This is a genomic window from Pelistega suis (assembly GCF_013133795.1).
GTDB lineage: Bacteria > Pseudomonadota > Gammaproteobacteria > Burkholderiales > Burkholderiaceae_B > Taylorella > Taylorella suis.
In genome coordinates this window covers 17,941-41,256 of sequence record NZ_JABGBN010000002.1, presented here as the reverse complement: position 1 = coordinate 41,256, position 23,316 = coordinate 17,941, and the positions used below count along the sequence as shown (strand labels likewise).

At 42.2% G+C, this 23,316-nt stretch carries 22 protein-coding genes; 15 read left to right on the top strand and 7 right to left on the bottom strand.

The annotated features are described in order from the left end of the window. Positions 1–6 precede the first annotated feature (6 nt). Positions 7–870 (bottom strand): arylamine N-acetyltransferase family protein, encoded by an 864-nt coding sequence (locus HKX39_RS03490; protein WP_171679937.1) that lies wholly within the window; start codon positions 868–870, stop codon positions 7–9. A gap of 140 nt (positions 871–1,010) precedes the next feature. Between HKX39_RS03490 and prfB the strand changes: the two genes are divergently transcribed. From prfB to HKX39_RS03465, 5 genes are all read left to right on the top strand, one after another. Further along, positions 1,011–2,115 (top strand): peptide chain release factor 2 gene (gene prfB, locus HKX39_RS03485; RefSeq protein WP_171679936.1). Its coding sequence is split into 2 segments (ribosomal slippage): positions 1,011–1,091 and positions 1,093–2,115, totalling 1,104 coding nucleotides; the frame shifts between segments, so codons are not numbered across the junction. 2 nt (positions 2,116–2,117) lie between these two features. After that, positions 2,118–2,873 (top strand): SDR family NAD(P)-dependent oxidoreductase, encoded by a 756-nt coding sequence (locus HKX39_RS03480; protein WP_171679935.1) that lies wholly within the window; start codon positions 2,118–2,120, stop codon positions 2,871–2,873. Between the two features lie 7 nt (positions 2,874–2,880). Next, a complete protein-coding gene (gene lysS, locus HKX39_RS03475; RefSeq protein ID WP_171679934.1) occupies positions 2,881–4,401 on the top strand; it encodes a lysine--tRNA ligase in 1,521 nt (506 codons plus the stop codon). Between the two features lie 149 nt (positions 4,402–4,550). After that, on the top strand, positions 4,551–5,675 hold the full coding sequence (locus HKX39_RS03470; RefSeq protein ID WP_171679933.1) for a DNA cytosine methyltransferase: 1,125 nt from the start codon (positions 4,551–4,553) through the stop codon (positions 5,673–5,675). Beyond that, a complete protein-coding gene (locus tag HKX39_RS03465) occupies positions 5,663–6,481 on the top strand; it encodes an Eco47II family restriction endonuclease (RefSeq protein ID WP_171679932.1) in 819 nt (272 codons plus the stop codon). Before HKX39_RS03470 ends, HKX39_RS03465 begins: the two co-directional genes overlap by 13 nt. 96 nt (positions 6,482–6,577) lie before the next feature. Here HKX39_RS03465 and HKX39_RS03460 read toward each other — a convergent pair whose 3' ends face one another. Further along, complete coding sequence (locus HKX39_RS03460; RefSeq protein ID WP_246226015.1) at positions 6,578–7,972, bottom strand: RsmB/NOP family class I SAM-dependent RNA methyltransferase; 1,395 nt, start codon at positions 7,970–7,972, stop codon at positions 6,578–6,580. 299 nt (positions 7,973–8,271) lie between these two features. After that, on the bottom strand, positions 8,272–8,940 hold the full coding sequence (gene purN / locus HKX39_RS03455; protein ID WP_425500262.1) for a phosphoribosylglycinamide formyltransferase: 669 nt from the start codon (positions 8,938–8,940) through the stop codon (positions 8,272–8,274). A gap of 46 nt (positions 8,941–8,986) precedes the next feature. Here purN and HKX39_RS03450 point away from each other — a divergent pair, with 46 nt between their 5' ends. Genes HKX39_RS03450 through HKX39_RS03420 form a run of 7 tightly spaced genes read left to right on the top strand, consistent with a single transcriptional unit; the run spans position 8,987 to position 16,672 of the window. Next, complete coding sequence (locus HKX39_RS03450; protein WP_171679931.1) at positions 8,987–9,943, top strand: bifunctional riboflavin kinase/FAD synthetase; 957 nt, start codon at positions 8,987–8,989, stop codon at positions 9,941–9,943. Continuing rightward, complete coding sequence (gene ileS, locus HKX39_RS03445) at positions 9,933–12,800, top strand: isoleucine--tRNA ligase (protein WP_171679930.1); 2,868 nt, start codon at positions 9,933–9,935, stop codon at positions 12,798–12,800. The genes HKX39_RS03450 and ileS overlap by 11 nt, the downstream gene beginning before the upstream one ends. Next, a complete protein-coding gene (gene lspA / locus HKX39_RS03440; RefSeq protein WP_171679929.1) occupies positions 12,793–13,302 on the top strand; it encodes a signal peptidase II in 510 nt (169 codons plus the stop codon). The genes ileS and lspA overlap by 8 nt, the downstream gene beginning before the upstream one ends. Continuing rightward, complete coding sequence (coaBC, locus tag HKX39_RS03435) at positions 13,299–14,492, top strand: bifunctional phosphopantothenoylcysteine decarboxylase/phosphopantothenate--cysteine ligase CoaBC (RefSeq protein ID WP_171679928.1); 1,194 nt, start codon at positions 13,299–13,301, stop codon at positions 14,490–14,492. Before lspA ends, coaBC begins: the two co-directional genes overlap by 4 nt. Positions 14,493–14,526: 34 nt before the next feature. Then, a complete protein-coding gene (locus tag HKX39_RS03430; RefSeq protein WP_171679927.1) occupies positions 14,527–15,204 on the top strand; it encodes a DedA family protein in 678 nt (225 codons plus the stop codon). Continuing rightward, the gene (dut, locus tag HKX39_RS03425) at positions 15,194–15,640 is read left to right on the top strand and encodes a dUTP diphosphatase (protein WP_171679926.1); all 447 of its coding nucleotides are present in this window, start codon (positions 15,194–15,196) and stop codon (positions 15,638–15,640) included. Before HKX39_RS03430 ends, dut begins: the two co-directional genes overlap by 11 nt. Positions 15,641–15,682: 42 nt before the next feature. Further along, on the top strand, positions 15,683–16,672 hold the full coding sequence (locus HKX39_RS03420; protein ID WP_171679925.1) for a Bug family tripartite tricarboxylate transporter substrate binding protein: 990 nt from the start codon (positions 15,683–15,685) through the stop codon (positions 16,670–16,672). 189 nt (positions 16,673–16,861) lie between these two features. On the opposite strand, the gene HKX39_RS03415 is transcribed toward HKX39_RS03420, so the two are convergent. The 3 genes from HKX39_RS03415 to clpS form a co-directional block, all read right to left on the bottom strand. Continuing rightward, entirely contained in the window at positions 16,862–18,028 is a 1,167-nt protein-coding gene (locus tag HKX39_RS03415) for an ABC transporter substrate-binding protein (RefSeq protein ID WP_171679924.1), read from the bottom strand. An 80-nt stretch (positions 18,029–18,108) separates the two neighbouring features. Continuing rightward, positions 18,109–20,409: an ATP-dependent Clp protease ATP-binding subunit ClpA gene (gene clpA / locus HKX39_RS03410; protein ID WP_171679923.1), complete on the bottom strand. Its 2,301-nt coding sequence runs from the start codon at positions 20,407–20,409 to the stop codon at positions 18,109–18,111. Positions 20,410–20,464: 55 nt separating this feature from the next. Further along, complete coding sequence (gene clpS / locus HKX39_RS03405; protein ID WP_171679922.1) at positions 20,465–20,764, bottom strand: ATP-dependent Clp protease adapter ClpS; 300 nt, start codon at positions 20,762–20,764, stop codon at positions 20,465–20,467. A 188-nt stretch (positions 20,765–20,952) separates the two neighbouring features. Here clpS and HKX39_RS03400 point away from each other — a divergent pair, with 188 nt between their 5' ends. The 3 genes from HKX39_RS03400 (at position 20,953) to HKX39_RS03390 (ending at position 22,238) form a co-directional block, all read left to right on the top strand. Next, positions 20,953–21,183 (top strand): cold-shock protein, encoded by a 231-nt coding sequence (locus HKX39_RS03400; RefSeq protein ID WP_171679921.1) that lies wholly within the window; start codon positions 20,953–20,955, stop codon positions 21,181–21,183. 170 nt (positions 21,184–21,353) lie between these two features. Next, positions 21,354–21,860 carry a DUF192 domain-containing protein gene (locus HKX39_RS03395; RefSeq protein ID WP_246226013.1) on the top strand — a complete coding sequence of 169 codons (507 nt, stop codon included), beginning with the start codon at positions 21,354–21,356 and terminating at the stop codon, positions 21,858–21,860. Positions 21,861–21,872: 12 nt separating this feature from the next. Then, positions 21,873–22,238: a hypothetical protein gene (locus tag HKX39_RS03390; protein WP_171679920.1), complete on the top strand. Its 366-nt coding sequence runs from the start codon at positions 21,873–21,875 to the stop codon at positions 22,236–22,238. Between the two features lie 2 nt (positions 22,239–22,240). Here HKX39_RS03390 and HKX39_RS03385 read toward each other — a convergent pair whose 3' ends face one another. After that, positions 22,241–23,170: a LysR substrate-binding domain-containing protein gene (locus HKX39_RS03385; protein WP_171679919.1), complete on the bottom strand. Its 930-nt coding sequence runs from the start codon at positions 23,168–23,170 to the stop codon at positions 22,241–22,243. Positions 23,171–23,316: the final 146 nt, after the last annotated feature.

Here is a 23,316-nt window from a genome sequence, read left to right as displayed (position 1 = left end):
TTACCTCTACTTACCTCTACTTAATCGCGACGACGAAAATAAAAATCGTTGGAGTATATCCTCTTTTTCTGTCGTTTTTATCGACGATATATTGATGAAAAACACTTCTGAGAGCAGATTAAATAAGGCTTGAAGACTATTAAGTTCTTTGCTCTCACTCGCTTTTCCTAATTGATGACGCTGATAGCGTGTATTCAGTAAATTGTGTCGAATACCATTTGCCTCTATCCGAGATAACATTAAGCGCGTACGAAATGGGGAGTGAGGATGTGTAGAGACAAACCAATTTCCCACCTCTAAATCTGCGATATTTTGTACATTTAAATCAAATGCATAAAGCATTTTCCACTGACCGTTAACCTCAGTAGAAAGCACATATTTATCCTTAAAGCGAGTCAATTGATACAGTCCATGAGGCGTGTGTTGGATAAGATTAGCTTCTAATTTCAGTGGTATCGTAGGGACTAAACCACCAAATCCAACATCAACCAAATAGTCTTGCTGATTAAGATTAACTTTTAACAGAGTATGCGTTTTCGCCTTAGGCAAAGCGGGATTGTTATCATGTACGATATATGCACTTAAGGTCTCTACATCAAACCCCAGATAACGCAATACCGACTGAAATAAACCATTGAGCTCGTAGCAATATCCCCCTCGTTGATCCATGACAATTTTTTGGAAAACAATCTCATCTTCTAACTGAATAGGCTCACGTAAAACCGTGGATAGGCTCTGAAAAGGATAAGATATCAAGTGCGCTTGCTGAAACTGCGTTAATACATCAAGACTAGGTATACGGTTTGAATACTGCGCATAATCCAATCTCACACCTTGACAATAAGATTGAAACTGTTGATTTGTAAGCATATTCTGTTTCCTTCTTTTATTTTTTACATTCACTTGACAACATAATTATGTTGCTCGTCATACCATACTGCACAAAGCATACCCCAATCTGGGGTAAAATAACCCCTTTCGTATAAAAAATAGTTACTGGAATTTACACAATGGAAGTTGAACGTCAGAATCAATTAGCCTCTGCTTTGGCTGATTATGCTGAGCGCGAGCGTGCGCTGAGGGGGTATCTTTGACTTTGAAGAGAAGTCAGAGCGTTTGCAAGTCGTAAATTTAGAAATGGAAGACCCCACTATCTGGGAAAATCCTGAAAAAGCACAAGAACTAGGGCGAGAAAAGAAAAACCTAGAAAACGTTGTGCTTATCCTCACTGACCTACAACAAGCCATTAAAGATAGCCAAGAGTTATTTGAATTAGCATCTAGCGATAATGACGATGATACCCTCATAGCCATTGAAGAAGATGCTAAAAAATACGCTGAGATTATTGAAGGCTTTGAATTCCGACGCATGTTTAATAATCCAGCTGACCCACTTAACTGTTTCTTAGATATTCAGGCCGGTGCTGGTGGTACCGAAGCACAAGACTGGGCGTCTATGTTACTACGCCAATACCTTCGTTACTGTGAGCGTAAAGACTTTAAAGCGGAAGTTCTTGAAGAGTCTGACGGCGATGTGGCCGGCATTAAATCAGCAACGATTAAAATCGAAGGCGAATATGCTTTTGGTTTCTTGCGCACCGAAAGCGGTGTCCACCGTCTTGTACGCAAGAGTCCCTTTGACTCTGCTAACGGTCGTCATACGTCGTTTGCCAGTATTTATGTCTATCCTGAGATTGATGACTCTATTGAGATTGAGATTAATCCAGCAGACTTGCGCATTGACACCTACCGTGCGAGCGGTGCCGGTGGTCAGCATATTAATAAAACGGACTCTGCGGTACGTATTACCCACCAACCCACGGGGATTGTGGTGCAATGTCAAAACGACCGCTCACAACACCGCAACAAGGCGGAAGCGATGTCAATGCTACGCTCTAAACTCTATGAATTAGAAATGCGTAAACGTATGGCAGACCAACAAAAACTCGAAGATGCCAAAACCGATGTAGGTTGGGGTCATCAAATTCGCTCTTACGTCCTTGACCAAAGTCGTATTAAAGACTTACGTACAGGCGTAGAGATTTCTAATACTCAAAAAGTATTAGACGGTGATTTAGACAGCTTTATTGAAGCAAGTTTAAAACAAGGTATTTAACGATGAAAACAATCGCTATGGTAACTGGTGCATCTAAGGGGCTGGGACTTGCCTTAGCAGAGCAACTGGCTCGAGAATGTGATACGCTTATTACCGTCGCACGCCAACGTCATGTTCACAGCGTGAGTGATATCGCTAGCCATTCAGCTTGTCAGCATATCCATTATGCGGCTGACTTAAGCGATATGGCACAAGTCACGGCTCTTTGCAAAAAACTAAATACTATCCTACAGACACCCGTACAACGCTATTTACTCATTAACAATGCCGGTACATTGGGTCCTGTGGCACAGTACCATGGTTTGGAGAGTAGTCTTTCTGCGCAAATTGCACAAACATTTAACTTAAATATCGCTGCTGTCATTACCTTAACAAGTCATTTCCTGACACTATGCGAACAGCACAACAACGCTAAGGTACAAGTTATTAATATTTCATCTGGTGCTGCCCGCAATGCTTACCCCGGCTGGGGAGTCTATTGTGCTAGTAAAGCCGCTCTTGATAGATACAGCGAGGTCGCTCAGCTAGAAGCCCCTTTTGCTCAGATTGTATCGCTTGCTCCTGGTGTCATTGACACCGATATGCAGGCTAATATTCGCTCAAGCAATGAGAAAGACTTCCCTAACCTTCAACGCTTTAAAGATTTACATGCCAATCAAGCACTAAGCTCGACCACAGAAACTGCCCAGAAAATTCTGGCGTATAGCCAACGTGCCGATTTTGGCCAACAAACCCTTTCAGATATTCGTTTAATTTAAAAGTATTATGACTGAACAAAATCAAACCCCAGAACTCGATGAAAACCGATTAATCGCTGAGCGTCGTGCAAAACTCGATAAGATTCGCGAAGAAAAAGGTGTCGCTTTCCCTAATAGTTTCCGTCCTACGGATACCGCTGATGCGCTACATCAAGCGTACAACCATTTAGAAAAAGCTGAACTTGATCCACAAGAAAATCCCGCTTGTGTCGCAGGTCGTATGATGCTTAAACGTGTGATGGGTAAGGCTAGTTTTGCAACATTACAAGACCCTACTGGACGCATTCAGATTTATTTAGACAAAGCCCATATCGGTGAGGATGTTTACGAAGCGTTTAAAACGTGGGATATCGGTGATATTTTAGGTGTCAAAGGTCGTGTCTTTAAAACCAATAAGGGTGAGCTATCTATTCATGCGCAATCCGTCGAATTGATTAGTAAATCTTTGCGCCCTCTACCAGATAAATTCCATGGCATTGCGGATCAAGAACTTCGCTATCGTCAACGCTATGTTGATTTGATTATGACTGAGCAAACGCGCAATACCTTTAAAAAACGTAGTGCAGCAATTAGTCACTTACGCAGTTTAATGACAGAAGCGGGTTTCTTAGAAGTCGAAACACCAATGCTCCACCCTATTCCTGGCGGCGCATCAGCAAAACCCTTTATTACCCACCATAATGCACTAGGCATGGATATGTTCTTGCGTATTGCACCAGAACTCTATCTAAAACGTCTAGTGGTCGGTGGCTTTGAACGTGTCTTTGAGATTAACCGTAACTTCCGTAACGAAGGGGTAAGTCCACGTCACAACCCAGAATTTACCATGATGGAATTCTACGCGGCTTATACAGACTACCGCTGGATGATGGACTTCACCGAGAAAGTGATTCGTGAGACAACACGCAAAACATTGGGCACCGCAAAAATCACTCACCAAGGTCGTGATCTAGACTTAGAGGCTCCTTTTGAGCGCTTAACGATGGTTCAAGCGGTACTTAAATATGCACCTCAATATACCGAAGCACAATTGCAAGATATAGATTTCTTACGTGCTGAACTAAAAAAACTCGGTGCAGATATGAATGACCCTGCGATTAAAAACGCTGGTCTTGGTGGTCTACAACTGGCTTTCTTTGAAGAAACCGCAGAAAGTCAATTATGGAACCCAACGTTCATCATCGATTACCCTGTCGAAGTGTCACCATTAGCACGTGCTTCTGATGCGGATAAGTCAATTACGGAACGTTTTGAGTTATTTATCACAGGTCGTGAAATCGCCAATGGTTTCTCTGAGTTAAATGACCCAGAAGACCAAGCAGAACGCTTTATGGCTCAAGTTCGTGCCAAAGATGCTGGAGACGAAGAGGCAATGTACTACGATGCTGACTATATCCGTGCACTCGAATATGGTATGCCTCCTGCGGGTGGTTGTGGTATCGGTATTGACCGTTTAATTATGTTGATTACCGATAGTGCAAGTATTCGTGATGTCCTACTCTTCCCACATTTACGTAAAGAAGATTAATAGCTGATTTAATCGGTATTTGTAAAAGACTCGGTAATGGAAACATTATCGAGTTTTTTTATTTACCACTATGACATCTTTATCCTAGTGAACTTTCTGATTTTAGACAATCTGTTAAAATAAATTTTCTGTTCTATCTTCTATTAATTATGGACAAAATATTACCCAAAACCGTTCTCAATGAGAAAAGTGCACAGCCAGATTTGTTTTCTTATAAACAAACAAATCATAAAAACAATACAGACTGCAAAAAGTCATCTTACTCTACATTAGAGCTTTTTGCAGGTGCTGGTGGTTTAGCTTTGGGTATTGAAAAAGCGGGGTTTGACACTATTGGCTTAGTCGAAATTGATAAGTATGCCAGTCAAACACTAAAACTCAATCGTCCGTCATGGAATGTTATTAATGCTGATATCACTCATATATCAGAACAGAATCTTGAGCAACTTTTTTGTATCAACAAAGGGGAACTTGATTTATTAACTGGTGGAGCACCTTGTCAATCGTTTTCCTATGCTGGCAAACGGTTAGGTCTTGAAGATGCGAGAGGTACTCTCTTCTACCACTATGCTTTATTTTTAAGAAAACTGCAACCTAGAATGTTTTTATTTGAAAATGTTAAAGGTTTACTCAGTCATGACAAAGGAAAAACCTATAAAACCATTCTTGATATTTTTGAAAGCGAAGGGTATATCACACATACTGCCGTACTAAACGCTTGGCACTATGGTGTAGCCCAAAAACGTGAACGCTTAATCATTATCGGAATTCGCCAAGATTTCGCTCATCACGCTAGTTTCTCATTTCCAGAACCTCATAAATATAAGCCTGTCTTGCGAGACATTTTACTAGATTGCCCGAAAAGTGAGGGTACGCCTTACTCAAAATATAAGCAAGATATCTTCAAACTCGTTCCCCCTGGCGGGTACTGGCGTGATATTCCTGAAGATATTGCGAAAGAATATATGAAATCCTGTTGGGATATGGAAGGTGGTCGAACAGGTATATTAAGACGTTTAAGTCTTGACGAACCCTCTCTAACTGTCCTAACCTCGCCCAGCCAAAAACAAACAGATCGTTGCCATCCATTAGAAGCTCGCCCATTTACTGTGCGAGAGAATGCTAGATGTCAAAGTTTTCCTGATGATTGGCAATTTGCTGGGAGTATTGGTCAACAATATAAACAAATTGGTAATGCAGTACCGGTCAATCTTGCTTATGAAATTGGACTAAAAATAAAAGAAACATTGGAAAAAATAAGATGTGGACACTAAACTTTATCAAAGAAGCAGATTTAATCGCCCATATTCAAGCTACGATTGAAAAATATGGTGAAAAGCTCCAACCTTTCGACCTTCAACGCTTTAATAAAAATACTGTCGATCCAATTAAGCTAGTTTTCGATAAAACTGTTTATCGTTTTTCATGGGAAGATATCATTACCCACGAAATTTTTCGTCAAAGAGATAAATCTAATAATAACGATATTGGTTATTTCCATCAGCGCATTTTTAAATACATCAAAAACTGCTCTGTTCCTGACAATGGAGAAGATGGTGGTTGGGATGTTATCTACAAAAACCCTAAAGGCATTCAATTACCTGATGGCTCAAAAGTTAGCAAGATTTATGTGGAGATGAAAAATAAACACAACACGATGAATGCTGCCTCTTCTGCTAAGACTTTTATCAAAATGCAAAATCAACTTCTTGAAGATGATGATTGTGCTTGTTTTCTTGTAGAGGTTATCGCTCAAAAATCTCAAAATATTAAATGGGAAACAAGTGTTGACAAGAAAAGAGTGGGACATAAACTGATTCGACGTGTCAGCATTGACCAATTCTACTCACTTGTAACAGAGCAAGAAGATGCTTTTTATCAACTTTGTATGCAACTACCGGCTTTGATTGAGAAAGCTGTTAACGCTATGCCTAGCTCAACACAACCTAAAGATACCGTTTTTAATGAAATTTTTGCACTTGCTAAAGAAAACAAACAATCATCAAAAGAGTTAGCCATCATCCTTGCATTCTATACTCTAGGATTTAAAGATTATCTAGGTTTCGACTCTGACGCATAAATCCAAAAAACGTTAAAGTATCCTCTATCTTCCTGTAACTAGCTACTCATTATGAGTAACTAGTTACTCTCCTTGAATCCTACTTCACTTTTCTAATTAAACACGCTCCATCACGGCCGCAAAGAAACCATCTGTTCCATGCACATCGGGGCGTAAGCGCAACATACCATCTTCAGCGCTTAAGCCAGGGTTACGGTCGCCTAGTGCTTGTTCAAATGGCACTAATTTAAAATCAGGATGTTCTTTTAAAAATGCCTCAATTTGCGCTTCATTTTCTTGTGGCAATAAGCTACACGTTGAATACACCAAACGACCACCAGAAGCCACACAGCGTGCTGCACTTTTAAGAATGCGCGCCTGTAATTGTGTAAGCTCAACCAAATCCTCTGGTGTTTGTCGCCATTTCAAATCGGGATTACGGCGTAAAGTACCCACTCCTGAACATGGCGCATCTACCAAGACACGGTGTGCTTTACCAGCTAAACGCTTAACACGCACATCATTTTCACTTTCAATTTGAATACATGTGACATTCGATAAGCCACTACGCGCAATACGAGGTTTCGCTTTAGCCAAACGTGCACCTGACACATCAAAAGCATATAAACGTCCTTGTGAACGCATCATGGCACCGAGTAATAAAGTCTTACCACCAGCTCCGGCACAGAAGTCAATCACCATATCCGAACGACGAGGGCTGACCAACATACACAATAATTGGCTCCCCTCATCTTGGACTTCTATAACGCCTTTTTCAAATAATGACCAACGGTTAATCGAAGGCTTACCATTAACACGAATACCCCACGGTGAATATGGCGTTGCCTCTAAATTAAAACGAGGTTCATCCGCTTGTAAAATCGGTAAAATCTCGTCACGCTCAGCTTTAAGTGGATTAACTCGTAAATCTAAAGGGGCTTTTTCATTTAAAGCCGCCATCAGTGTCTCAGCCTCTTTTTGTTGAGACAACTCGGTATACAACCAATCTGGCAAGCTAAAGCGTACTGGTGCATTAATCGCACTATTTTCAATCTTTAAAACGCGCTCCAACCATGCTTTTTGACCCTCATCTAAGACGTCAAGAATAGCGTCTTTGTTATGAGTGTTTACCAAACCTAAAATCGCCAAACGCATATGTGCAGAACCAACACCGCTCTCTGCATAATGACGGTAACGGCGTAAATGACGTAATACATCAAACACTGCTTCAGCCACTTCACCACGATCACGACCACCTAATTGACGATTTTCTTTAAACCATTTAGAAAGGACGGCATCGGCTGGAAAGTTAAATTTCAATACCTTATCCAACACTTGTGCAATTTGCTGCAAGCGTTGTTGCACAATAGGTAATTTAGCAAAAGGCGTTGCTGGCTTGGCTGCTGGTTTTGAGGTGCGTTTTTGTCGATGATTATTCATGATGATAGGAATTAATTGAAAGGCTAAAACGCCTCTGTATCTTTGTAATGGCGGTATTATAACACTATCCATTCAATGCTCTGGAAAGATTGATGGGGGATAGTGCTAGTTAATGGTCGTCCTTACGGAGAGAACTTGATGTACCGAGCGAGTTTGCAAACGGCGAGCGATAGCGACGCACTTTGCTGTCCGAGCGAATACACAAGGTTCTGCAGTGAGGACGACCGAGGCTAAAACTGCCATGTGCGTATTGCCACAAAAGATTCGCTACACGTTCCGCGCAGTCGCTCGAACAGAGCCTCGCTGCCGCTCGCCTAACTCGCTTTGTGCATCGAAACGTCTCCGCAAACCTTTAAGTGCTTGGGTAAACATTAACGTGCTAATAAGCAATCACTCACAAAAAGCGTCTTGACGTCTTCTTTGTACTCTACTAACTGCTGTTCATTCACAGATAGCAAATCACGCGATAAGTAATCTACCACAGCAGGATAAATCTGATGTTCTACCTTTAATACCCTCGCCGCTAGCGTATCCGCATCATCACTCGCCAATACAGGCACCATACCTTGTGCAATAATAGGACCAACATCAAGTACAGGCGTGACAAAGTGAACGGTACAACCATGCACCTTAACCCCCTCTGCCAACGCACGTTCATGCGTATCTAGTCCAGTAAAGCTTGGCAATAAAGACGGATGAATATTCACCAACCGATTCGCAAAAGGCTCAATAAAGACTGGGGTAAGAATACGCATAAAACCCGCTAAAATGACATAATCAGGCTGATAGCTCAACACTAAATCACGCAAAGCTGCATCATATTCCTCACGCACAGGATAATCTTTATGTAATAATTCTGCCGTTGCTACTCCCTGCTCTGCTACCCAAGCCGTTCCCGCACTATTCGGCTTATGAGAAATGACCGCAGCAATTTCAATATCTTCTCGATTTTTTGCCATATTAACAATAGCTTGCATATTCGAGCCACGCCCAGAAATTAAAATAACGAAACGCTTTGGCATTTGTTTTTGCTCAGACACGAAAAATCTCCTACAAATTTGTTAGATAAATTGTAAACTGTTAGGCGTGAAAAATTCTATTAAACTCTATCGTAATCAAAAAGCAGTTGGGCCGACGGCACTAACTATTGGTAATTTTGACGGTGTTCACCAAGGACATCAACGTTTGCTCGCCCATATTGTTGAGCAGGCACAAACACGTCAGTTAATCCCTAGCGTCTTGACCTTTACTCCTCATCCTCGAGAGTTCTTTGCGCTCAGAGAGCAGCGCCCAGAATTAGTGCCTACTCGCATTTCTAGTCTTCGTGACAAAGTACAAGCCCTTTCTTGTTCTGGCATTCAAGCCGTGCATTTGCAAACCTTTAATCAGGCAATGGCACAAATGCCACCCGAGGACTTTATTCAAAAAATTTTACTTGAGCAGCTACAGGTCCGATACCTCTATGTTGGCGAAGACTTCCGTTTTGGTCATCGACGCAGTGGTAATATCGAGTTATTACAAAAAGTAGCACAACACTCTGGTTTTGAAGTCGATACGATGGTTGATGTACTCGATGAACACCACATTCGCTATTCGAGCACAGAAGTGCGTCAGGCTCTGGCTTTTGGGCAAATCGAAAAGGTCAATGCTTTCTTAGGAAGACCTTATACTATCAGTGGTCACGTCATCCATGGCAAGAAAATTGGGCGCACTATCGGCATTCCTACGCTCAATATCCCTGTCATGCCTCGCTGTGCTCTACGCTCAGGGGTTTACATCGTAACCGTGCATGGTTTAAACGATAAACCTTTACCTGCTATCGCTAGCTTAGGCGTACGCCCCACGATAGAGGCTAATGGCGAAGTATTACTCGAAGTACATATTCTTAATCATTCTGTCTCTGCATACGGTAAAATTGTCTCTATTGCGTTTCATCAATATGTACGAGACGAAGAAAAATTCCCTAATTTACAAGCAATGACTGCGGCTATCCAACAAGATATCCGCATCACTCAACATTATTTTGACGTTCATGGACTATAAAGATACTTTAAATTTACCCGAAACTAATTTCCCGATGCGTGGTAACTTATCTAAGCGCGAACCTGAATGGGTTGCGCAATGGGAAGAAAACAAAGTTTACGAGGCCATTCGTGCTGCTAGCAAAGGTCGTCCAAAATTCATTCTGCATGACGGCCCTCCATACGCGAACGGTGATATTCATATCGGCCATGCCGTCAATAAAGTATTAAAAGACATCATTATTAAAAGCCGTAATATGGCCGGTTTTGATGCGCCTTATGTTCCGGGTTGGGACTGTCACGGTATGCCGATTGAAATTCAAATTGAAAAACTTTACGGCAAACATCTTCCAGTCGAAGAAGTTCAAGCAAAAGCACGTGCATATGCACACGAGCAACTCGATCGCCAACGCAAAGACTTCAAACGCTTAGGCGTATTAGGTGAATGGTCTAACCCTTACCTCACCATGAACTACGCTAACGAAGCCAATGAAATTCGTGCCTTAGCGGGTTTATTGGAAAAAGGTTATATATTCCGTGGTCTCAAACCAGTTAACTGGTGTTTTGACTGCCAATCTGCTCTTGCAGAAGCTGAAGTAGAATACCAAGACCGCAAAGACCCTGCGATTGATGTTGCTTTTCCTTTTGCCGAAAAAGAAAAACTTGCTAAAGCATTTGGCTTAGCTAGTATTGATGACGGTGCGGTCGTTATTTGGACAACGACACCTTGGACAATTCCATCTAACCAAGCACTTAATGCGCACCCAGAGCTTGAGTACGTACTCGTTGAGTTAAACGAAGCACTACCAACGGGTAAACTCCTCTTATTAGCAAAAGACCGCTATGAAGCGTGCTTAGAACAATGGAAACTCGAAGGTAAAGTGATTGCGACGACTAAAGGTCAAGCCTTAGAAAAAATCGCTTTCCACCATCCATTAGCTAAAGTCGATGCGGGCTATGCACGTCTATCACCTATTTTCCTAGCCGACTATGTCACAGTCGATACGGGTACGGGTATTGTTCACTCTGCCCCTGCATACGGTGTAGAAGACTTTATCTCTTGCAAAAACAATGGTATCCCCGATGATCAAATCATCAATCCAGTAATGGGTAATGGTCAATACGCAAGCACTTTACCGCTTTTCGGTGGTCAAAGCATTTGGGATGCTAATCCTAAGATTGTTGAAACATTAAAATCAGCAGGTACCTTACTTCAAGTCAAAACCCTACCACACAGCTATATGCATTGCTGGCGTCATAAAACACCTGTTATTTATCGTGCAACAAGCCAATGGTTTGCTGGTATGGATGTACAACCTAATGACGGCACAGCCACTTTACGAGAAAAAGCACTCGCTGCAGTAGAGGAAACTAACTTCTTCCCTGCTTGGGGTCGTGCGCGCTTACACGCAATGATTGCTAATCGTCCTGACTGGACATTATCACGTCAACGTCAATGGGGTGTACCGATGGCTTTCTTTGTTCATAAGGAAACAGGTGAATTACATCCTCGTAGCGTTGAATTACTAGAACTCGTTGCTCAGCGTGTCGAAAAAGAAGGGATTGAAGCTTGGCAAAAAATTGAACCAAGTGATTTTTTACCAGCAGATGAAGCTTCACAATATGAGAAGAATCGTGATACCTTAGACGTATGGTTTGACTCTGGTACAACACACTTTACTGTATTAGGTGGTAAAGACCATGCTTGTGCAGGCTCTCATGCAGAGACATTAGGATGGCCTGCTGACCTTTACTTAGAGGGTTCAGATCAACACCGTGGTTGGTTCCATTCTTCATTACTCACCTCATCAATGCTATTTGGTCGTGCACCTTACAAAGGTCTGCTCACTCATGGTTTCGTCGTAGACGGCGACGGCCGTAAGATGAGTAAATCGCTCGGTAATGTCATTGCTCCTCAAAAAGTATCCGATACCCTAGGCGCAGAAATCATCCGCCTATGGGCAGCATCGACAGATTATTCGGGTGAATTATCTATTTCTGATCAGATTTTAAAACGTGTTGTAGAAAGCTATCGTCGTATTCGCAATACGCTTTACTTCTTGCTTGGTAACCTTAATGACTTTGATGCAGCAAAGGATCTTGTCTCACCAGAAAAAATGCTTGAGGTGGATCAATACGCTTTAACCTTTACAAAAGCAATGCAAGCACAAGTCTTAGCAAGCTATGAGAAATATGAATTCCATCCCGCAGTATCACGCCTACAAATCTTCTGTTCAGAAGACTTAGGCGCATTCTACTTAGACATTCTCAAAGACCGTCTATACACGACAGCGAAAGACAGTCTAGCGCGTCGTTCTGCTCAAACAGCACTCTATTACATCACCATGACCATGGTGAAATTAATGGCACCCATTCTGTCATTTACAGCTGAAGAAGCTTGGGGTGAAATGCGTCAGACTTTCTTACGTAACACAGACTTAGCCAAACAAATTACTGTGTTTACAGAGCTTTATGAAAACGTACCAGCCATCACGGATGCAGAAGCGCTCAACACAAAATGGCAACGTATCCTCGCTATCCGTGCATTGCTCAACAAAGAGCTAGAAAACAAACGTAGCGAAGGCCTCATTGGTGCTTCCCTACAGGCAGAAGTGGATATCACAGCCAATGCCCATGATTATGCTGTATTAAGTAGCTTGGGCGATGATTTACGTTTTGCCTTTATGGTATCAAAAGTAACGCTTGCCCAAGGTGATACGACAGAGCCTCAATTTGTCATTCATGTGTCTACCCATGAAAAATGTGACCGTTGCTGGCACTACACAGACGATGTAGGTAGCAATCCAGAACATCCACATATTTGCGGTCGCTGCGATAGCAACTTACACGGTGATGGTGAGGCTCGTCAATATGCCTAATCAACAAACTAAAAGCTTTAGCTTCTGGATAGTACTAGCGGTTGTACTCATCGCCTTAGACCAAGTCACTAAGTTATATTTTGAATATAACTTTGACTTTGCGGAGCGCGTTAACGTACTCCCATTCTTTGATTTTATTCTGGTGTACAACACAGGAGCTGCTTTTAGTATGGGGGCAGATGCAGGTGGTTGGCAACGCTGGTTCTTTATTGGACTTGCCATCGCTGCCTCAGCCTTTATTGTGTATCTGCTCAAAAAAAATAAAGAGCAGTCACTATTTTGCTTTGCGATTACGCTCATCATGGCTGGCGCTATCGGTAATGTCATCGACCGTATTGTGCATGGACATGTCATTGATTTTCTTCTTTTTTACTGGGATAACTGGAATTTTTACTTCCCAGCTTTTAATATTGCCGATTGTTTTATTACTGTCGGTGCGGCATTAGTCATTATTGATGAGCTATTTTTCGCTAAGAAAAAGCCAACGAAGGAAGCATCATGATCCTACAAGGCAAACATATTGTTTTAGGTTTAACAGGGGGTATTGCCTGCTATAAAAGCGCAGAGCTTTGTCGTCGTCTCATGGATCATGGCGCAAAAATTACCGTCGTCATGACAGAAGGGGCAACGCATTTTATTACCCCAACAACGATGCAAGCCTTAAGTGGTCAAGCAGTCTTTACACATACCCAAGATGAGCGTATGCCTAATAGCATGGCTCATATTAATCTTAGTCGCCAAGCCGATTTGATTTTAATTGCGCCTTGTAGTGCTGATTTTATGGCGAAATTAGCTCAGGGGATGGCGAATGACTTGCTCTCTACCCTCTGCCTAGCTCGAGGTGCTTGCCCTCTTGCCATTGCTCCCGCAATGAATCGCGAAATGTGGGCCAATCCTGCTACTCAGCGCAATCTCAAGCTTTTAAAAGAAGACGGAGTACATATTTGGGGGCCTGGGAATGGCGCACAAGCTTGCGGTGAGTTTGGTGACGGCCGCATGTTAGAACCTCATCAACTCGTTGCCGAAAGTTTAGCCTTCTTTAGTCCTAAGGTATTGGCCAATACGCGCGTCTTAATTACAGCTGGACCGACTGAGGAACCTATCGATCCAGTCCGCGTTATTACCAACAAATCTTCGGGTAAAATGGGATATGCCATTGCCAAAGCAGCATTTGAAGCAGGCGCTACCGTTCATCTGATTAGCGGTCCTACGGCACTCGCCAAACCTTATGGTGTGAGCAGCGAGGATGTGCTAACAGCACGTCAAATGCATACTGCTGTTATGCGTCAAGCAAAAGATTTTGATATTTTTATCAGTGTCGCTGCTGTTGCCGACTGGCATATTAGTAATTATTCAGATCAAAAACAAAAAAAACAAGGGCAAACCGGTTTACATCTTGAGTTTGCTCCTAATCCTGATATTCTTGCTGAAGTGGCTGCATTGGATAAAGGACCTTGGTGTGTTGGCTTTGCAGCAGAAACAGAAAATCTCAGTGAATATGCACAAGCCAAGCGTCAACGTAAAAATGTCCCTCTTTTGGTCGGTAATCTTGCCCAACATGTGATGAGTGCAGACCAAACTACCATGGTTCTGTTTGACGATAAGGGCGAGCAAGCACTCCCCATCTTAGCTAAAACCGAAGCCGCCACAGCTCTTATCCGTGCGATTAGTGAACGCTATTTTGCTCGTTAATTTTATTTTTAAGAGATGTTATCTCACTTAATCTATGCAACACTATATTGATTTAATTAACAACTTTATCGCCACTAATCAAGTATGGGCAGGTCCAATCATTGCACTACTCTGCTTTGGTGAGTCCATGCTAGTGATTGGCATTATGATTCCTGCCACAGCCATTCTCATTTTTACAGGCGCTTTAGTTGGCGCAGGTACATTACACCCACTTCCTATTATTATCTGGGGGATTATTGGTGCCGTCCTTGGGGATGCCGTGTCTTATTATATTGGTCGTTGGTTAGGCTGGGATATTACAAAAAAAGCCCCTTTTAATAGATACTCTGCCTTTTTTATCACTGCACGCCAATTCTTTGATAAACATGGTACCTTGTCGGTATTTCTAGGACGCTTTATGGGGCCAATCCGCTCTACTATTCCTACTGTGGCAGGTATTATGGAATTAGGTCATTTGAAATTCCAAATTGCTAATATTACCTCTGCCATTCTCTGGTTACCTGTCATGTTAGCGCCGGGTTATTTCTCTGCCAAAGGGACACAAGCACTTGCCGAAAGTTCTGGCACCAGTATTGGCAGTATCCTCACTATTTTATCAGTCGTACTAGGGGTTGGCATGGTAGCCTACTTTATGTTCCCTCGCAAGCATACCGCCAGTAGCAAAGTCATTCCTAACGAAGAAATTTTAAATAAGGATAAAAATGAAAGTTGATTTAAAAGTGCTCGATGAGCGAATGAAAGCGCAATTACCTGCCTATGCAACATCAGGATCTGCAGGTTTAGATTTACGTGCTTGCCTTGATGAAGCAATCATCATTGAACCGGGGCAGACCGTCTTAGTGCCCACAGGTTTAGCGATTCATCTTGCGGATCCAGGTTATGCCGCCGTTATCCTACCTCGCTCTGGCTTAGGTCATAAACATGGCATTGTACTCGGTAATTTAGTGGGTCTTATTGACTCAGACTACCAAGGTCAATTAATGGTTTCTGTATGGAATCGTGGTCAAACCCGTTTTACCATGGAGCCGATGGAACGTATGGCTCAACTCGTTATCGTCCCTGTACAACAAGTGGAATTTAATCTAGTCGAAGAGTTTACTGCTACTGATCGTGGTGAAGGTGGTTTTGGCAGTACAGGCAAAGCCTAAATACGAAAGAATTTTTTATCAATCGTCAGAAGGATATCTTCTATGAAATTTACGCAGAAACTACTGCTTGCAGCAACAACTGCTTTATTTACACTTTCTAGCCCTGCTATCGCTGCAGAAGCATTTCCACAACAGCCTATCCGCTTTATTGTGCCCTATGCTGCTGGCGGTCCACTAGATAATGTTGCCCGTTTACTGGGTGAAAAAGTAGAAAAAACATTAGGACAACCTGTCGTCGTTGAAAATAAAGCCGGTGCTGGTGGCAATATTGGTATTAGTACCATGCTAAAAGAAAAAGCAGATGGCCATACCCTGGCCATGGGAGCCGTAGCCACAATGGCGATTAACCCATGGGTCTATAGCAATATGCCTTTTGATGCCAGTAAAGACTTTGCGCCTGTGATTCTCGTTTCTGATGTACCCAATGTTCTTGTCATTAACAAGGAATTTGCCGACGCAGAAAAAATCACGACTGCCCAAGGACTTTTTGACTATATCAAAGCTAATCCGGGTAAACTCAACTACGCTTCTGGCGGTAATGGTAGTGCAGGACACTTAGCGGGTGAACTTCTTAAAGCAAAGCTCGGTTTGGAAATGGTACATGCACCATTCCAAGGTGCTAATCCAGCCAAACTTGCCCTATTAGCTAACCAAGCGCAAGTGATGTTTGATAATCTTGCCTCGGCAAAATCACTCATTGAAGCAGATAAGGTAAAAGCTCTCGCTGTCAGCACCAATAAGCGCTCAGCATTCTTACCCGATTTAGCTACGCTCGAAGAGCTTGGCGTAAAAGACTTTGATATTGGTACATGGTTTGGTATTGTCGCGCCAGCAGGCACACCTGACGCCGTCATCAATAAGCTCAATGAAGCTTACGCAGCAGCAATGAACGACGACTCAGTAAAAAAGCAATTGCAAAACATGGGGTCTGATGTTAAGCCAGCCTCTGCTGCTGAGTTTAAAGCGTTTGCTGAACGTGAATTAGCGAAATACAAGACAATCGTAGAAACCGCCAAAGCTAAAATTGAATAAACCGTCCTCTCAGCGATAGTCTGTCGTATGAAGGCAGTATAGTCACTCTGTTCATATAAAAAATGGCTTGTCAATGTATATTGACAAGCCATTTTTGTCGTTGTTTCTGCCAATGTACTAACATACGACTTATCCAAAGTCCTATGTTTTACGCTTGATAGTGCTAAAATCTATGCCCTATTAAAGCAATTAGTCACCCGCATATTCAAACTTACCGTCTTTAATCGTACCTAATACTGCCGCTCGGCTATCAAAACCTTGGTGGTCTTGAGGAGTAATATTAAATACACCATTAGGCACAACCAACTCACTGGTTTTCTCGATTTCGTCACGAAGAGTACGACGGAACTCTACTGTACCCGGTTTAGCACCTGATTTTAAAGCACGCGCCACCGCCTGATCTGCCAATACCCACGCACCATAAGCATCACCTGCAAATTGTGTTGCCGTATTAGCACCATATTTTGCTTCATACTTTTCTGTAAAATCTAAAGCAACTTTTTTTACAGGATTGCTATCAGGTAGGCCACGTGCCACAACACCCGGTCCAGTCGGGAACAAAGTGCCCTCTACGGCTTTACCACCAATTTGGAGGAATTCTAATGTACCAATACCATGCGTTTGATAAACAGGTCCAGTATAGCCACGCTCATGCAAAGTACGTGCTGGCAATACAGCGGGAGTCCCTGCGCCTGCAATTAAAATAGCATCTGGTTTAGCCGCTAATAACTTTAATACTTGACCAGCAACCGTCGTATCCGTCCGTTGATACGCCTCACGTGCGACAACCTCCAGTTTATCACCCGCTGCTTTATTAAACTCTGCCCACCAGCCATCACCATAAGAGTCTGAGAATCCAATAAAGGCGATTTTTTTGTAGCCTTTTTTCACCATATCTTCAACGATAACATTCGCCATTAAAATATCGTTTTGAGGCATTTTAAATGCCCAACGGCGCGCAGGATCAGCAGAAGCTTGAGTGCCGTCAGGGTTTTGTACGATAACACCGTTAGCCGCTAAGGCAATCATGGGTGTTTCTGTCTCGCGCAAAACATCTAAAATCGCCAATGCTGAGGCCGTCAAATTAGGACCGACTAACAAGTCTGCCTTATCTTCTAATGTTAATTTACGTGCATTTTTAACCGCACGGCTAACGTCCGAACCGTCATCTAAAATAATATAACGGACTTTCTCTCCACCTAATGTATCAGGCCATAAATTAATCGCATTTTGCGATTGAATCCCAATCGCTGCCGCAGGTCCTGTTGAAGACAAATCAACCCCTACCACCAATTCGGCAGAGGCTAAGGCTGGGATACATAGAGTAGCAAGTAATGCTGTGCGTAATTTTTTCATAATGCCTTCTTTATAGTTAAAATTTAAACGATTAATCAATGCTCAATACAGTATATATTTAAACAATTTCATCCTGCAACTTATTCCGTATCAATAACTGCAGTAGTCTCTTTAGTAGACTGATAATCAGGCTGAAAATCCAACACTAACTCACCCTTATCATCCACATCAACCGCCACTACTCCACCGTCTGTCAAACGACCAAACAATAACTCTTCTGCCAAGGCTTTACGAATCATATCTTGAATAAGTCGCTGCATAGGTCTAGCTCCCATTAATGGGTCAAAACCTTTGGCAGCCAAATGCTCTCTCAGTTTATCTGAGAAAGTCGCTTCTACACGTTTAGCTTGTAATTGTTGCTCTAGCTCAAGGAGGAACTTATCGACAACTCGTAAAATAATCTCCTGATTCAACGGAGCAAACGGAATAATCGCGTCCAAACGATTTCTAAACTCTGGTGTAAAGAGTCGCTTAATTTCCACCATCTCATCACCAGCTTGGCGACTATTATTAAACCCAATCGACTTCGTATTTAATAGCTGTGCGCCGGCATTGGTAGTCATAATAATCACCACATTACGAAAATCTGCTTTACGTCCATTATTATCCGTCAGACTACCGTTATCCATCACCTGTAAAAGGATATTAAAGATATCAGGATGCGCTTTTTCTATTTCATCCAGCAATAAAACAGCATGTGGGTTTTTAGTAATGGCCTCTGTGAGTAAGCCCCCTTGATCAAAGCCCACATAGCCGGGTGGTGCCCCAATCAAACGAGATACCGCATGGCGCTCCATATACTCAGACATATCAAAACGAATAAGCTCTACGCCAAGAATCTTAGCCAGTTGTTTAGCCACTTCTGTTTTGCCGACACCAGTAGGACCTGAAAATAAGAAGGAGCCAATCGGTTTATCGGTTTTACCTAAGCCTGAACGCGACATTTTAATCACCGAAGTGAGCGCTTCAATCGCCTGATTTTGACCAAATACCAAGGTTTTTAAATCACGCTCTAAGGTCGATAGTTTATTAATATCATCTGTTGAAACCGTCTGTGCTGGAATACGCGCCATTTTGCTAATGATAGTTTCAATTTCTGCCTTAGTAATTTGAGATTTGCGCTTATCTTCGGGGACTAAGCGCTGTGCAGCGCCTGCCTCATCAATAACATCAATTGCTTTATCAGGTAAATGACGATCATTCATATAACGTGCAGATAACTCCGCTGCTGCTTCTAAGGCTTCCACATCATACGCTACCTGATGATGTTCTTCAAAGCGTGATTTCAAGCCTTTTAGAATAGCTACCGTATCTTCAATGCTCGGTTCGACAATATCTACTTTTTGAAAACGACGCGATAAAGCATGGTCTTTTTCAAAAATGCCACGATACTCCTTATACGTTGTCGCTCCCATGCAGCGCAAGCGTCCTGAAGATAAAGCTGGTTTTAAGAGATTGGAGGCATCCATCGATCCTCCCGAGGTCGAACCAGCACCGATAATAGTATGAATTTCATCAACAAATAAAATGGTATTCGGTTTTGTCTCGATTTCTTTAAGTAAGTTTTTTAATCGTTGCTCAAAATCGCCTCGGAACTTTGTCCCTGCTAATAAAACACCAATATCCAAACCATAAACAACAGCCTCACTTAAGATAGCCGGCACTTCTTTCTGAACTATTTTTAAGGCCAAGCCCTCTGCAATCGCTGTCTTGCCCACCCCTGCCTCACCAACAAGCAAGGGATTATTCTTCCGACGACGGCATAATACTTGAATCACACGTTCTAGTTCGGCATCTCGTCCAATTAAAGGATCCACTTTACCTTCGGCAGCTAGCTGGTTGTAATTGACGGTATATTGCTCTAACGCTGATTTTTTTTCTGTTGGATTTTGCGTGTTGGTATCTTTAGTTTCTTCGCTCGTGGCTTTCTCTGTAGCTGGACCATGCGAAATAAATTGCGTCACTTTCAGACGCGTAATCCCTTGTTCCTCTAGGAAAAATACGGCATCGGAGTCTTTTTCAGAGAAAATAGAGACGAGAATATGAGAGCCTTCGACCCCCTCTCCTCGCTGCACCTTATCAGCAAGACTAATCACTGCTCGTTGAATTACCCGCTGAAAGCCTAATGTCGGTTGAGTATCCACGTCACTCTCATCTGCCACTTCGTCTTCGGGAACAACAGGCGTATTTTGACGAATAAAATCATCTAGTTTCTTATGTAAACTTGCTAAATCCGCCTCACACCCCTCTAGCACACGTTTAGCTGAGGCATTATCCAATAGCGCTAATAATAAATGCTCTACCGTCAAAAACTCATGTCTAGAAGCTCTTGCCATCATAAAGGCTTTTTGAATCGTAAACTCTAATTCGGGGGAAATCATATGTATTCTATACTCCTCGTGCTAGCCCTAAATAGCTAACTGCTTAAACGGCATGTTATGCCTGCTCCATCTTACACAGTAAGGGATGTTGATGTTCTCGAGAAAACTGATTAACTTGTGCTACTTTAGTGGCGGCAATATCTCTGGTATAAGTACCACAAATGCCTTTGCCTTTGTAATGGACTTCTAACATTATCTGGGTGGCTTCATCTTCTGTTTTATTAAAGAACATTTGCAATACACTCACCACAAAATCCATCGGCGTATAATCATCATTTAATAGCACAACAACATAACGAGGTGGTACTCGTACCTGTGCAGATTGTTGGTTTTCCGTAATCGTAGAAGTTGACATAAATCACTAGTCTAGAAATCAATTATTCACTAAGTATAACAACTTTTACTCCTGAACAAGCAACGCATTAATCGCTTTTTTGATGTCATATTAGTAGTTTCATGGATTGACACTCTTTTGTTTTCATCGCATCATATGTAAAAATTGTAAAAATCAGTCATATTTTGTATTACCAGTGAGGAGAGATGATGTCTGACAACACAACAACCCCAGTGAAGCAACAAGGCACAGTGAAATGGTTCAATGATGCCAAGGGATTCGGATTTATTACGCCAGATGGCAGTACAGATGATCTTTTTGCTCACTTTTCTGCTATCCAAATGGAAGGTTTTAAGACCCTTAAAGAGGGGCAGCGCGTAAGCTTTGAGTTGGCTGATGGCCCCAAAGGCAAATTAGCATTAAACATCACGGCAGCATAAATAGCATCAGCGATTGCTTTTTTATAAAACCATTTAAAACAAAGACTTAACCGTTAGTGGTATATTACAAACATTACCATTAAATTATGTTAAGTCTTTATTTTTTATAGGACATTTAGCGGAACAGTCTATAAAATGAAGTCACAAATAGCAAATTAATGGTTTTTATCTTGAAGTATATTTTTCAACACTTACTAAGCAAATCATCACTTAGCAAGTTTCTTATCGTCAGCACGAGTAGTTTCTGGTTAATGGGGTCTACCTCTTTACCAAATACCTTATTAACGGCCAATTTATCAAGCAAACTTCCTTATCAAAGCACCCTTAGCATTAATAACCATAAGGTTTACACGGAAGTAGTTGATAATAATAAAACTCGTGCACGAGGACTGATGTTCCGCCAATCTTTACCACAGGAAGCGGGCATGCTTTTTGTATTCCAAGATGAACAACCTCGCTGTTTTTGGATGAAAAATACCTCTATCCCTCTCTCGATTGCTTATATCAATTCTCAGGGAGAGATTTTCGATATTTTTGATTTACAACCTCATGATGAAACATCCGTCTGTTCTACACAGCCCGCCATGTTCGCTCTTGAGGTCAATCAAGGATGGTTTAGCCAAAAAGGGATTACAATAGGTGATAAAATCCATATGGATTCACCAATTAGAAAATAAAAGGACTGCGCTATGGCTAAACGTGCTTTACTGGGAATACTACTATTAACAAGTCTTACGGCTTGTAGTACTGTCGATTTACCGTCAACCGAACATACTGGGCTCACTACAACAATTAGTGCCGCCAAGTCGAATAAACTTACCAAGCACCTCGCTGCTTGTGTCGATACTCAGCTCAAAACACAATATCCCGCCGCTAGCCTAACCATGATAGCTGACGCTCTCTACAACGGCAAAATTCCGGGTACCGAAGCCAATAAACCTATCGCTACTTACGAAATCTCTGCACCAACTGGCGAGCTATCAGGAACAATTACACTCAAACAAGCCAATCCTAACGATACAGCTATCGCAGAGCTTGTTAAGACTTGCCTTTGATATTAGACCATTACCACGCCCGTTACGCCACTGGCTTTAATTGCTTTAACTAAAGCATCTATAGCAGGTAAACGGGTAAAACTACGTCTCCACACAAGTACCACCTCACGAAATGGGGCTGGCTCGTCTAGTGCAATATATTTAACAAGTGGTGACTTCTCATCCGCATAGTTCTCTGGAATAGCACTCTTAGGTAATAAAGTAATTCCTAAACCTGCTGCTACCATATGACGAATCGTTTCTAGAGAAGAACCCTCTACCGAACGCTGCACACCCTCTTCGCTCGAAGAAAAGCGTGACATCTCAGGACATACTTCCAATACCTGATCGCGGAAACAATGCCCTGTCCCCAATAGCAACATCGTTTCTTGTTTTAAATCCTCTGTTCTTAGCGTATTCAGCTCCGCCCATGGATGATTGACTGGCACTGCTGCCACAAAATCCTCATGATATAAGGGAACAATCTCTAATCCTGAATCAGGCAAAGGCAAGGCCATAATTGCACAATCAATCTCACCCAAGCGCAATAATTCCAATAAGCGAACCGTAAAATTCTCTTGTAAAATCAAAGGCATTTGTGGTGTTAATTCTAATTGCTTACGCACCAATTTAGGCAAAAGATAAGGACCAATGGTATGGATGACCCCAACTCGCAATGGACCGTCTAATGGATCATGCCCCTGACGAGCGATTTCCTTAATATGTGCACTCGCCTCTAATACCTTTTGTGCCTGAGAGACAATCCGCTGTCCAATCGGCGTAATCGCCACCTCGGTACCACCACGTTCAAAAATTGCCACGCCTAATTCTTCTTCGAGCTTTTTAATCGCTACCGATAAAGTCGGCTGGCTCACAAAACAAGCCTCTGCGGCTCGACCAAAATGACGTTCGCGAGCAACTGCTATGACATACTTTAATTCAATCAAGGTCATAAGACTTCTCTTTTCAGAATAATTCGCCTTATTGTAATATGAAGACACGACTTATAAAGTCTTTATGTGACAACATCATTAAAAAAATTTATGATAGATATAGTTTCTGACTATTTTTTAAGTGCTGTTAGCTGTCTGCTATTATC